Here is a 12,583-nt window from a genome sequence, read left to right on the forward strand (position 1 = left end):
GCTATGGAGGTGAGGAATATGTTGTTTAAATCGAAAGTAGCAAGACGTGCTTGTATCGTCGCTGGAACAAAAAAATGTGTAGGGGTTGGATATAAGAACAAAAAGGGTGTTAAAATCTAAATTTTGTAAGGCAATGGATTATTGCTCCATTGCCTTGCACAAAGGAGTTATTCTAAATGAAAAAGCAGAAGTTATTGGAAATCCATAATCTTACACAACATTATGGTGATTTTATTGCTTTAAACAATATTTCATTTTCTATAGAAAAGGGAACAATTATTGGTTTATTAGGAAAAAATGGTGCTGGAAAAACAACACTAATGAAAACTATTCTTGGGTTGCTGTGTCAATATGATGGGGAGATAAAATTTAAAGGAAAATCAATAAATCACGGTGACCCTAAAATTATGAGAAAGATTAGCTCTCTGGTGGATGTAAGGTTTTATGAGGATATGTCTGCATATGAAAATTTAAATTATTTACTAATGGCTGATGTAAAAATCAGTAAAAGTAATAGACGGAAAAAAATTGATGAACTATTGACATTGGTAGGATTGGAGAATAATAGTTCTTCAAAAGTAAAATCATTTTCCTTTGGTATGAAACAAAGATTGGCCTTAGCACAGGTTTTTTTACATGATGCAGAACTGATTATATTGGATGAACCTTTTGTAGGATTGGATCCTGTAGGAATAGAGTTTATGAAAAGCATGTTAAAACAGATCCAAAGGGAGAAAGATGCTACTATAATCTTTTCAAGCCATCAATTGGAGGAAGTTAGTGATTTGGCAGATGAAATTGTTGCTATTTCAGATGGGACAATAAAATATTGCGGCACATTACAGGAATTACAAAATACAAATAAAAAATATAATATTTGGTTTGTTGGAAAAGAAATGAAAATAGAGATACCTTATAATTCTGAAATTTTGCAAAGAACAATTCACGAACATTTAAAAAAAGGAATTGAAATATCAAAAATTGAGGTTATTGAAAATGCACTATATCAACTATTTATTTAGGAGGAATCAATGCTTAAAGAATTGTATAAAATAATTTATAAAAAATATTATTTTTCATTGATTCTCCTTCTATTTATGCCTATGTTATTTGCTATTGGTTGTTTTTTGAATCTACCATATATGGTGGAGGAAAATAATTTGTCAACTAGTGCGCTTGATTATTGTGCTGAAATGCAAATGCTTATAAAGTACGCCTATTTTTTAGTAATTATCTATTTATCAACGGATGCTTTTTCAGGAGAACTTGAAGGTGGTCAATTAAGACTTGTCACTATACATGTGATTTCAAGGACGAAAATAGTACTACAGAAGTTAAGCGCTATTTGTCTATTTATATTGGTTTTGCATATATTGTTTTGGTTATTTAATTTTAGCATGTACTGTTTAGGGAATTTGAAAAATAATATTCCTATTGTATTTTCTAGTAAAAATATTGAAATATATATAGGAATATTTGGAGGATATTTAGTGTCTTTTTATGTATGTAGTATAATCTCTTTTTTTATCGGACTATTTATGAAGAAAATCTATACTTTAGTAGTTGTGTATTTTATATGGTTCGTTTGCCGATATGCTGATCAAATAGCAAGCATGAAGAACATATTTCCAGAATTCATGGCAGACTATTTAACTGAAATATCAGGCAATACAACTTATCAAATATCAGGGTATCTATGGAGTATACTTTTTTTCTTTATAATTCTATTAATTTTAATACGTATGTTTCATAATAAAAATATTATTTAGGAGAATATTTGAAATGCAAAAGAAAAAGAACTACTATTTAAGTGAGAATATAAAATTATTAAAAATTCATTCTATTTGGATATTATCAAATTTTGATAACCAATCTGTCATTGGACTTGATGAACAAGGAGTAACTTTTTGGAAGCAGCTAGAAAATGGCAACGTGAATAAAAAAGACATTGATAATAACGAAGAATTATATAATGCTTTATTCGAACTAGGCTTTTTGACTCAAAATAAGAGTAATATAAATAAAAGAGAATTAAGGATAACTTCAGCATATGTTCATTTACTAAATCGATGCAATCTGAACTGTGTAGGATGTTACTCTATGAATGATGAACGAAATATAGAATCGGATGCATCAGCGGATAAATGGAAATTGGCATTCGAAAGATTGGCCTTAGCCGGTGTCAAAAGTGTTGTGATTTCCGGGGGAGAACCATTATTAAGAAAAGATATCATTGAAATATTACAATACGCAAAAACTGTAGCAAAGATTGAAAATTTATCATTAATTACAAATGGGACAGTTGATTTTCCTTTTGAAAAATTGAAAGGATATGTTGATGCAATTGCAGTCTCTGTAGATGGGTATAGTAAAATGAGTCCTACTTTTATAAGAGATGAGGGAATATTTGAGAAAATTATTAAAACAGTTTCCTTGATAAGAGATATAGGCATAGAGGTATGTATTGTTCCTACATTGCATAAGAAGAATTATAATACAATGAAATTATATGACAAACTTGCAGAAGAACTTCAGGTTGCAATTAGTTTTAGCATATTTTCTGTTCCTAATAATGAAGTTTTTAGGGAATATATATTAGATGATGTAGCACTGTGTAAAATGGCTCAAGATATTGTTACCTTAAATGCTGAAGTTGAGGATATAACAACTGCTGGGGAAGGGATTTGTGCCATGAAATCTTGTGGGCTTGGTCAAGATATGATAAGTATTGATTCAAAAGGAAATATATATCCATGTCACATTCTACATGATGAAAATCTTTTGTTAGGTAATATATTTGATAATCCATTAAAAGCTGAAAATTTTAATCAAACTGTGTTGAATATGTGTAGACAGGCGAATGTTGACAATATAAAAGGATGTAAAATATGTGAATATAAATATATATGTGGTGGAGGTTGCAGGGGAAGAGCTTATCTTCAAAAAAAAAATTTGTTGGAAAAAGACAGTTATTGTAAATTGTTTTATAAATTTCATGAGTTTGAAATGCAAACAATTCAGCAGGGTTTAATAAATGAAAAATGAAAATATATTAAAAATAGCAACAGAATGTTTAATTAATAGAAAAATTTTGATTTTACTGTTAATGATATTTAAAACATGTTCAGTTGGATTAGGTATTTTTGTTCCATTTTTAGTAGGGGATGTTATTGATAATATAGATAAAATAAGTATATTTAAAATTGCATTACTTATAATATTATCTTTTGTTTCTTTAGTTATTGAAAGTATAGTAACGTATCAATTTACTTTACTGGGAAAAAAAGCTTCAATTCATGTTAGAAATAAACTTTGTCATAAAATTCTCAGTTTAGATGTGCAATATTATGACAAAATACATTCTGGAGAGTTAAGCAGTAGAATTATACATGATACTTCATCTTTATCTGAATTTTTAACGGCCTCTTTACCAGATTTATATTCTAGTATATTAACACTAATTTTAATGATTTCAATTTTAATTTCTTATGATAAATGGCTTGGAGGAATATTTTGTATTATTTTTCCTATTATTATTTTAATAATGATTCCATTAGCTAATAAAATCAGTGATTTGGCTATTATTCAACAAGGAATCTATGCAAAGTTAAATGAGATATTAACTGAAACTTTGGAACATATTAGGTTTGTTAAAGCGTATAATGCTGAAAGAAGCGAAGAAAAAAAAGTATTAAAAAAAATGGATGAATGGTTTTTAAATTCTCAAAAATATAATATGATACAAGCTATATTATCTCCACTAATGGGGGGAATAACTACTCTTGGTTTATTTGTAGTTTGTGGAATAGGTGCATACAGGGTGCAAATGGGTTTCGTAACCACGGGGACTATTATAATCTTTGCTTTATATTTAGTAAATGCAGTTGAGCCAGTAGAAATAATTGGAAATATTATAATGGAATATAAAGAATTGCAAGGAGCATTGTATAAAGTTAGTGAGATATTTGATGTTGAATCCGAAAAAACAGATGGTATTCCTTTAAATAACAAAATAAAAAAATTATCATTTTATGATGTTAAATTTAGTTATAATAGAGAGAAAGTTTTAAATGGAATAACTTTTGTTGCAAATCAAAATGAAAAAATAGCAATTGTAGGAGAAAGTGGGGCAGGAAAGACAACAATCTTTTCTCTTATAGAAAGATTCTATAATGTAAAAGAGGGGAAAATAGTATGGGGTAATAACAGTATTAATGATATCCAATTAAATGAGTGGAGAAATAATATTGGCTATGTGTTTCAGGATAAAATAATAATATCTGGAACAGTAAAGGAGAATTTATTGTATGGCATAGAAAGGGAAGTTTGCGAAAAGGAATTAATTCAAGCTGCTAAAAAAGCAAACATTTATGAAACAATTATGACACTAAAATATGGTTTTGACACATACATAGGAGAAAAGGGGGAATTACTTTCAGGTGGACAAAAGCAAAAGCTCGCTATAGCAAGAATGTTTCTAAAAAATCCTGCCGTTTTATTGCTAGATGAAATTACAGCAAGTCTCGATGCAGAATCAGAGCAACAAATTTCTAAATCACTTAATAACCTCTATATTGGAAGAATAACTTTAATTATTGCACATAAGTTACATACAGTTATGGATGCAGATAGGATTCTTGTTTTAAAAAACGGAAAATTAGTTGGAGAGGGAAATCACGAAGAATTAATGAAAACAAATAATTACTATCAAGGAGTTATTAAATATGAATTTAAAACGTAAATATGACATTATGATTTTTTTATCTGCGTTAAAAATGGAGTTCTATAAAGTGATAAGGAGATCGTCAACTAAATTATTACTAATATATGTTGCGCTTCCATTATTTTACGGAATTAGTAATATTAAGGGGTCGCAGGCAGTTACAATTGAGGGGAGTTTTTCAGCATTAGCGTTTGGTTCCGCATGCTGGGGTATGCTTGGAATGACAGGTTTAGCAAATATACTGTTTATCATTTTGATATCAAATCACTTTGGAAAAGAAAAAGAAGATGGACAATTGAAATTTATTTTATTAGAGATTGCTAATCGAAAAAAAGTATTGTGGGCGAAGGTTACTGCTGTCTTTTCCTTAATTTTCTTTTCCTATATTTTATTATATATAGCTTCTATTATTGTGTATTACACATGTATGGCTGGTTCAGTACATGGTTCAATTTTTATTGATGGAATGGATGACATTATACTGTCTTTTTCAACTGATTTTTTGTATTTGATACAACTTATTATGATAGCAAGTATTGAAATACTTATCTGTATGTATTATAAAAGTTCTGTAAGTTTATTACTTGGCGTTATAATATCCATGATATTTATAGTTTTACAGTATGTTCCTATTATTAAATTTGCGGATCCAATATATATTGCTGAATTATTTAATTCTTCTAAAATATCAACATTAGGTATAGTAATATATGGAAGTATATACTTATGTTTTGCCTATATATTAATATTATTAGCAATGAAGAAGTTTAAAAGAAGTGAGATAAAATAGATGATTATTCTAAGAGATAAAGCTCAAGAATTTCTAAAAGATATAATTGATATTGTTATTCTGGTTTGTGTTCCCGCAATGGCATTGTTATTTTTTATACTAATAAATTATATAATTATTTTTAAAATAGGAATAGTGAAAAATATATATTGTCAAATAATATTTATGTACGGAATACCAATCATTATTAGTTTATGTCTTATACCAATCAAATTAACTTCTAGTTCTTTTTCACAAATAGGAATTTGTTTTAACAGTAAAGTATATCAAAATATTATAGTTTGCATTGGAACTCTTATTTTAATTATAATATATTTTTATGAAAATAGCTTAGATAAGTTAGAAGGAGGATATGTTTTACAATTTATTTTTGTTGGCATAGGTGAAGAAATTTTTTTTAGAGCAATATTATATAATCAATTAAAACGAGTGTGTAGATCTGAAATTACAGCCATCCTAATTGTTGCCGTTATTTTTGGGTATTTATTTCATTCGGACGGAGGGATTTGGGCATTACTTCTAATAAGAATGCCTTTGAGTATTATATTTTCTTTAATATACAGGAAAACAAAGTCGTTATCAATCCCTATTTTATTACATGCGATATACGATATATTAGTTTAGGAGGATTAAATGTTAAAAAAATTTATTATTGGAGATTTGATAGCAGCAATATTAATAATTGCAGAGATTATAATTCTTAATCTATTTATTGAAAAAATAGGTACCGTTGTATACATACTATTGGATTTATTATTAATCATCCTTATTCTTTTTATTACCAATTTTCTTTTAAATAAGGGAAGTACAACAAAAAAATGTATTATAAATGCCATTGTTTTAGTAGTCCTTTATATCGCAATAAATGGAGCATATGAAAAGACATCATATGGGGTAAGATTAAATGAAACATTAAATGAAAATGCTGTTATCGATGAAGAAGTTGATAATGCTAATAATAATTTGGAAGTATCTTTCTATGATGCGGACACTTCTAGCCAAGTAATTAATTACGGATTTTATTTTGTAATTGCTTTCCTTGGTGGGAAATTAGGAATTAAAAATAGAAAAATGATTTAGACTCAACTTGAAAAGTTTTATAAAACAACGATAGAAGTTATCCATACATCATTCAGGGCAGATTCTGTAAGTTTCGTGACAGAATCTGCCCTGAATTTATAGTATTTGGTTATTTGTCACAGTAAGAAGCAGATTCGACTGGATACAACTTGAAATGTTACACGAATTGAATATTACGGACATTCTTTTCTTGACGCAGAGAGCATTTTGTAGTATATTTTTATTGAACAGTTTAGTGAATTAAAGTGTTGCACTTTAGCTTGATAACAAAATAAAATTTGATTATTTATTTATCCAAGCAGCTCACAGGTTCAAAAAAAGATTCGAGGAGAAGATACTGTATGAAAAAGAAAATTTTATCGATTACGTTAGCATTATCACTTGCTGCATCGCTTGCTGCATGCGGATCAAGCACGGGAACAAAAGAACAGCCTTCAACAAATGAGACTGTAGTAGAGAATACAGAATCAACAGATACAGCATCAGACGATACAATTTATAAAATTGGAGTATGTCAGCTAGTTCAGCATGATGCTTTGGATGCAGCGTATGATGGATTTATAGATGGGTTAAAAGAAGCTGGTTTTGAAGAAGGTAAGAATCTAAAGATTGATTATCAAAATGCACAAGGAGAACAGGCTAACTGTGCTACGATTGCATCAAAACTGGTAAACGATCAAGATGATTTGATTCTTGCAATAGCAACTCCAGCCGCACAGGCTTGTGCAAATGCAACATCAGATATACCAATTGTAGTGACTGCGGTAACAGACCCAGCGGAGTCAGGTTTGGTGGAGAGCAATGAAGCACCAGGGAAAAATGTTACTGGAACATCTGACTTAAATCCAATTACAGAACAAATGGATCTCTTGGTAAAATTAGTGCCAGGAGCAAAAAAAATCGCTGTTTTATACAATTCCAGTGAATCAAATTCAAAGATTCAAGCAGAGATGGCAAAAGAAGCAGGTGAAAAGCTTGGTTTGGAAGTGATTGATGCGACGGTATCTAGTTCAAACGAGATTCAACAGGTAGTTCAGTCCTTAGTTGGTAAGGTAGAAGCCGTTTATGCACCTACAGACAATATGATAGCAGCTGGTATGGCAACTGTAGCCATGGTTGCAAATGAAAATAATCTACCAGTAATCTGTGGTGAAGCAGGTATGGTAGAGGCAGGTGGACTTGCCACTTATGGAATTAATTATTATGAATTAGGTAAATTATCTGGTGCGCAAGCAGCAAAGATTTTAGAAGGCGAAGCAACACCAGCTAGCATGCCGATTGAATATTTAGATGCATCCAAACTTCAAGTGACTGTGAATGAAGAAGTAGCAAAACAGCTTGAAATTGAAATTCCAGCAGATTTAACGAAATAGAATTTGAGAAAAATTTTACCTTTCTTTGAAAATTTAATAAGATAAGGAAGGGAAAGATTGCAGTTAGGACAGACACCCGTCTGTCCTAATACACGTTAGATGACAAAGTATTTAGGAGGATAATTAAATGAGTTTTTTGATTTCATTATTATGGGCGACTCATGCAGCAACCGCGCAAGGAATTTTATTTGGAGTTATGGCACTAGGTGTATATATTACATTTCGTGTATTAGACTTTCCCGATATGACATGTGATGGTAGTTTTGTACTTGGCGGCTGTGTGAGTGCAGTTTTAATTGTAAAAGCAGGATGGAATCCTTATGTTACACTTATCGTTGCTGTTTTAGCAGGAGGAGCTTCAGGAGCAATTACAGCTTTTTTACATAATAAGTGTAAAATACCAGCGATTCTTTCAGGAATATTAACGATGACAGCGCTTTACTCGATAAATATTCGAGTAATGGGACAAGCGAATACAACATTATTGGGTGTAGATACAGTTGTTAGCATGGTAAAAGACATTTTACCAGAATCAATACAAGGAATTGCTAATTTCACAAATTGGGTCGTTATAGTTCTTGGATGTATATTTGTAACATTGGTTACAATGTTTATGTACTGGTTTTTTGGGACCGAAATTGGTTGCGCCATTCGTGCAACTGGAAATAATGGAGATATGGTTCGTGCGCTGGGAGAAGATACGGACAAGATGAAGATGCTTGGCTTGGTTATTGGTAATAGCTTGGTAGCACTTTCAGGAGCCTTGGTGGCTCAAAGTCAAGGCTATGCAGACGTTGGTATGGGAGTAGGAACCATTGTAATTGGTCTGGCATCTATTGTAATTGGTGAAGTAATCATGAGCCGAGCAAGAACCTTTAAATTTCGCTTGATATCAATTTTATTAGGGGCAGTGATTTATCGTGTTATCATTGCTTGGGTACTTCAAATGGGATTAAAAGCAACAGATCTTAAGCTTTTAACCGCCCTTGTGGTTGCAATCGCTCTTACAATTCCTAAAATGCTAGGGGCAACAGCTGCCAGTAAGGCTACTATATCTATGAAAGGAGGCGATAGCAATGCTAAACATTAATGAAGTATATAAAACTTTTAACCCAGGAACGATTAATGAGAAAAAAGCGTTAAATGGAGTGAATCTAAATCTAAATTCAGAAGATTTTGTTACAGTTATTGGAGGAAATGGTGCTGGAAAATCCACCATTCTTAACATGATTGCAGGAGTATACCCAATTGACAGAGGATCAATTATTTTAGATGGGATTGATATTACTTATTTACCAGAACATAAAAGAGCTCATTATCTAGGAAGAGTATTTCAAGATCCGATGAAGGGAACTGCATCAAATATGGAGATTCAAGAAAACCTTGCTATTGCGTACCGTAGAGGTAAGAAAAGAGGACTTAGCTGGGGAATTACTAAGGCAGAGAAAGAAAAGTTTCATGAAGAACTAAAAGTATTGGGACTTGGCTTAGAAGATCGAATGACATCAAAGGTAGGATTGCTATCTGGTGGTCAACGACAGGCACTCACACTTTTAATGGCAACACTTCAAAAGCCTAAATTACTTTTACTAGATGAGCATACTGCGGCACTTGATCCAAAAACAGCAAGAAATGTACTTAGTTTGACAAATGAAATCATTCAGGCTGATAAACTAACAGCAATTATGATTACACATAATATGAAGGACGCGATAAAGTATGGAAATCGTCTAATCATGATGCATGAAGGACGTGTTGTATATGATGTTGCTGGAGAAGAAAAGAAGAATCTTCAGGTATCTGATTTGCTCGCTAAATTTGAGCAGGCGAGTGGTGGAGAGTTTGCTAATGATAGAATGATGCTAGCTTAAGAATTATAGAGGAAAATTTACGAATGGATAAATTGACATAGCAATCATTTTATAGTACGATAATGATTAAAGTAAAGGCGCTCAGGAAATTGAGTGCCTTTTATTATATATAAATTGGAGGGTTGACCATGGTTAAAACAGTAGTCTGTGTTGGACTGCCAATAGATGAAAAATTATTCATTCAAAAAAATAGGCTTGCGCCAGAGTCTGTAACTGGGAAAGAAAAGAGGATTACAATTGTTACAGGAACACATGGCGATGAATTAGATGGTCAATATGTATGCTATCAATTGATAAATAAAATAAATCAGAATCAAGGAAAATTAAAGGGTATTGTAGACGTCTATCCGGCACTGAATCCACTTGGAATTGATTCTGTTTCAAGAGGAATTCCGATGTTTGAGTTGGATATGAACCGAATTTTCCCTGGATCTCGAGATGCCGCGATGACAGAAAATGTTGCTGCAGATATTATTGAAGATATCATGGGGTCTGATTTGTGTGTTGATATACATTCTAGTAATGTATTTTTAAAAGAAACTTTGCAAGTAAGAATTAGCAATGAAAATGAGAAAAAACTTCTCCCATACGCAAAATTATTAAATACCAATCTTATCTGGATACATGAATCCGTCACTGTTTTAGAAGCAACATTGGGACATAGTTTAAATTCCATGAGAGTACCTACACTTGTAGTTGAAATGGGAGTGGGGATGAGAATTACGAAAGAATATGGAGACCATCTGGTTGATGGGATTTTCCGCCTTATGGTTGAACTTGGGATATGGGAAGAGGAGTCCATTCCAATTAAAGCCCCTATCATTGCTACAAAAGACGAGGTCAAAGTTATTCATGCACAACATGCGGGCGTGTTTGTAAAAGAAATTGAACACAATGACTGGATTCGCGAAGGAGAGATAATCGGTAATATTATAAATGGCTTAACAGGTGAAATAGAAGAGGTTATCACTGCCCCAAGTGATGGTATTGTATTTACATTACGTGAATACCCGATTGTGTATACAGGCTCTTTAATTGCCAGAATCGTAGGAGGTGCGACAAAATGAGAAAGGAAACGATTTATTCATTAAAGGCACCTTATCGTGATGCGTTAAGAGTAAGCGGATATCGCTTTGGAAAAGGTGATAAGGCTGCGTGTATAGTTGGAGCAATTCGTGGAAATGAAATACAACAACTATATATCTGCTCCCAGTTAATCAAAGCTCTCACTGAATTAGAAAAGAAAGGAGCAATTGTAAATAACAATGAAATTCTTGTGATACCTTCTGTGAATCATTATTCTATGAACATAGGAAAGCGATTCTGGGCCTTAGATAATACCGATATTAATCGAATGTTTCCAGGTAATATGGAGGGAGAGACAACACAAAGGATTGCAGCAGGAGTGTTTGAGAAAGTACAAGGATATAGCTATGGTATACAATTTGCAAGCTTCTATATGCCAGGTGACTTTGTGCCACATGTCAGGATGATGGAGACGGGTTACCAAAGTGCGAGTCTTGCGAACTTATTTGGACTTCCTTATGTAGTAGTAAGAAAACCAACACCCTTTGATATGTCGACACTAAACTATAACTGGCAGCAATGGAAAACCAATGCTTTTTCCATTTATACGAACGAAACAGATGTAATTGATGAAGTGTCAGCGAGGCAGGCTGTTTCAGCAGTGCTTAGATTTTTGACTAGAATGGGTATTATACGATATAATAGCCACGGAGGATATATTGCAAATATAATTAATGAAAACGATCTTACCTTGGTTCGTAACAAAGACGCAGGAATTTACCGCAGGATTAAATTACCAGGAGAAGAAGTACACAGAGGTGACATCTTAGCAGAAATAATGAATCCTTACGAAGGTGAGGTTATATCACAAGTAATAGCGCCCACCGATGGAATTATTTTCTTTTCACATAAATCTCCCCTTGTAAATGAGAACGAAATCGTTTATAAAATAATAAGAAGGTTACATGAATGAGCAAAGGATAAAAAAGGGAGAAAATATGAACAAAGTAAGAAACAGCATTGCAATCATAGGTTCCATTCTATTTATAGTAGCTCTATTTTTTACTAGCTTTCAGATTGTACTATATGGAATACCAGGATTTTATGAACGCGAATATAGTAAATACAATGTGCTTGATGATGTAAAAATGGAGATGGAAGATGTTTTATATGTGACAGATGAAATGATGGATTATCTCATTGACAAAAGAAGTGATTTAGTAATAGAAACAAAGGTAGATGGACAAGCACGCGAATTTTTTAATGAAAGAGAAAAGCTTCATATGGAAGACGTGAAGAGACTATTTTTACAAGGTCTTTTATTACGAAACATCGCAGGTATCTTAACCATTCTAGCAATCATTGGATTGGTTTTATTAAAAACTGATTTAAAAAAAGTGTTACCAAAAGCATTTATTATTGCAACTATTGTAGTTGGTATTCTATCAACTATCTTTGCATTTTATGTAGCGAATCATTTTGCAGAGGTATTTGTACAATTTCATTTGATTTTCTTTGATAATGATTTGTGGTTATTGAATCCCGAAACGGATTTAATGATTAATATCTTGCCAGAAGGTTTTTTCTTTGATACAGTAAAAGCAATTGGTGCAACGTTTGGAGTGTTGCTAGGAGTTTTATTAGTTGCATCGGGAATCATTGTAAAAAGAAATAAAGATAAATAAGGTTAAAAATATTATAGATTAGAAAATATTATAAA

Annotated in this window: 13 protein-coding genes; all 13 read left to right on the forward strand. The window is 31.9% G+C overall.

Annotated features, from left to right (window positions below):
* The first annotated feature begins 176 nt into the window (after positions 1-176).
* The 13 genes from F7O84_RS01140 (at position 177) to F7O84_RS01200 (ending at position 12,548) form a co-directional block, all read left to right on the forward strand.
* Positions 177-1,022, forward strand: a complete 846-nt coding sequence (locus F7O84_RS01140; RefSeq protein ID WP_151140942.1) for an ABC transporter ATP-binding protein — start codon at positions 177-179, stop codon at positions 1,020-1,022.
* Between the two features lie 9 nt (positions 1,023-1,031).
* Complete coding sequence (locus F7O84_RS01145; protein ID WP_151140944.1) at positions 1,032-1,769, forward strand: ABC-2 transporter permease; 738 nt, start codon at positions 1,032-1,034, stop codon at positions 1,767-1,769.
* Positions 1,770-1,782: 13 nt separating this feature from the next.
* On the forward strand, positions 1,783-3,045 hold the full coding sequence (locus F7O84_RS01150; protein WP_151140946.1) for a radical SAM/SPASM domain-containing protein: 1,263 nt from the start codon (positions 1,783-1,785) through the stop codon (positions 3,043-3,045).
* Positions 3,035-4,741 carry an ABC transporter ATP-binding protein gene (locus F7O84_RS01155; protein WP_151140948.1) on the forward strand — a complete coding sequence of 569 codons (1,707 nt, stop codon included), beginning with the start codon at positions 3,035-3,037 and terminating at the stop codon, positions 4,739-4,741. Before F7O84_RS01150 ends, F7O84_RS01155 begins: the two co-directional genes overlap by 11 nt.
* Complete coding sequence (locus tag F7O84_RS01160; RefSeq protein ID WP_151140950.1) at positions 4,725-5,513, forward strand: ABC transporter permease; 789 nt, start codon at positions 4,725-4,727, stop codon at positions 5,511-5,513. The genes F7O84_RS01155 and F7O84_RS01160 overlap by 17 nt, the downstream gene beginning before the upstream one ends.
* The gene (locus tag F7O84_RS01165; protein ID WP_151140952.1) at positions 5,514-6,137 is read left to right on the forward strand and encodes a CPBP family intramembrane glutamic endopeptidase; all 624 of its coding nucleotides are present in this window, start codon (positions 5,514-5,516) and stop codon (positions 6,135-6,137) included.
* Positions 6,138-6,146: 9 nt separating this feature from the next.
* Positions 6,147-6,593, forward strand: a complete 447-nt coding sequence (locus F7O84_RS01170; RefSeq protein WP_151140954.1) for a hypothetical protein — start codon at positions 6,147-6,149, stop codon at positions 6,591-6,593.
* A gap of 341 nt (positions 6,594-6,934) precedes the next feature.
* Entirely contained in the window at positions 6,935-7,966 is a 1,032-nt protein-coding gene (locus F7O84_RS01175; RefSeq protein ID WP_151140956.1) for an ABC transporter substrate-binding protein, read from the forward strand.
* Positions 7,967-8,093: 127 nt separating this feature from the next.
* Positions 8,094-9,056 carry an ABC transporter permease gene (locus F7O84_RS01180; RefSeq protein WP_151140958.1) on the forward strand — a complete coding sequence of 321 codons (963 nt, stop codon included), beginning with the start codon at positions 8,094-8,096 and terminating at the stop codon, positions 9,054-9,056.
* Positions 9,043-9,837: an ABC transporter ATP-binding protein gene (locus F7O84_RS01185; protein ID WP_151140960.1), complete on the forward strand. Its 795-nt coding sequence runs from the start codon at positions 9,043-9,045 to the stop codon at positions 9,835-9,837. Before F7O84_RS01180 ends, F7O84_RS01185 begins: the two co-directional genes overlap by 14 nt.
* Positions 9,838-9,965: 128 nt before the next feature.
* Complete coding sequence (locus F7O84_RS01190; protein ID WP_151140962.1) at positions 9,966-10,904, forward strand: M14 family metallopeptidase; 939 nt, start codon at positions 9,966-9,968, stop codon at positions 10,902-10,904.
* Entirely contained in the window at positions 10,901-11,836 is a 936-nt protein-coding gene (locus F7O84_RS01195) for a M14 family metallopeptidase (RefSeq protein WP_151140964.1), read from the forward strand. The genes F7O84_RS01190 and F7O84_RS01195 overlap by 4 nt, the downstream gene beginning before the upstream one ends.
* A 25-nt stretch (positions 11,837-11,861) precedes the next feature.
* On the forward strand, positions 11,862-12,548 hold the full coding sequence (locus tag F7O84_RS01200) for a TIGR01906 family membrane protein (protein WP_192451617.1): 687 nt from the start codon (positions 11,862-11,864) through the stop codon (positions 12,546-12,548).
* Positions 12,549-12,583 lie beyond the last annotated feature (35 nt).

Source organism: Candidatus Galacturonatibacter soehngenii (genome assembly GCF_008830185.1).
In the GTDB taxonomy this organism is placed as follows: Bacteria; Bacillota; Clostridia; order Lachnospirales; family Lachnospiraceae; genus Lachnotalea; species Lachnotalea soehngenii.

Bases quoted from the DNA above. Each gene is read 5' to 3' on its own strand.
- F7O84_RS01185 (WP_151140960.1), top strand. From the start codon at position 9,043: ATGCTAAACATTAATGAAGTATATAAAACTTTTAACCCAGGAACGATT.
- F7O84_RS01175 (WP_151140956.1), top strand. From the start codon at position 6,935: ATGAAAAAGAAAATTTTATCGATTACGTTAGCATTATCACTTGCTGCA.
- F7O84_RS01150 (WP_151140946.1), top strand. From the start codon at position 1,783: ATGCAAAAGAAAAAGAACTACTATTTAAGTGAGAATATAAAATTATTA.
- F7O84_RS01190 (WP_151140962.1), top strand. From the start codon at position 9,966: ATGGTTAAAACAGTAGTCTGTGTTGGACTGCCAATAGATGAAAAATTA.
- F7O84_RS01200 (WP_192451617.1), top strand. From the start codon at position 11,862: ATGAACAAAGTAAGAAACAGCATTGCAATCATAGGTTCCATTCTATTT.
- F7O84_RS01145 (WP_151140944.1), top strand. From the start codon at position 1,032: ATGCTTAAAGAATTGTATAAAATAATTTATAAAAAATATTATTTTTCA.
- F7O84_RS01170 (WP_151140954.1), top strand. From the start codon at position 6,147: ATGTTAAAAAAATTTATTATTGGAGATTTGATAGCAGCAATATTAATA.
- F7O84_RS01160 (WP_151140950.1), top strand. From the start codon at position 4,725: ATGAATTTAAAACGTAAATATGACATTATGATTTTTTTATCTGCGTTA.
- F7O84_RS01140 (WP_151140942.1), top strand. From the start codon at position 177: ATGAAAAAGCAGAAGTTATTGGAAATCCATAATCTTACACAACATTAT.
- F7O84_RS01180 (WP_151140958.1), top strand. From the start codon at position 8,094: ATGAGTTTTTTGATTTCATTATTATGGGCGACTCATGCAGCAACCGCG.
- F7O84_RS01195 (WP_151140964.1), top strand. From the start codon at position 10,901: ATGAGAAAGGAAACGATTTATTCATTAAAGGCACCTTATCGTGATGCG.
- F7O84_RS01165 (WP_151140952.1), top strand. From the start codon at position 5,514: ATGATTATTCTAAGAGATAAAGCTCAAGAATTTCTAAAAGATATAATT.
- F7O84_RS01155 (WP_151140948.1), top strand. From the start codon at position 3,035: ATGAAAAATGAAAATATATTAAAAATAGCAACAGAATGTTTAATTAAT.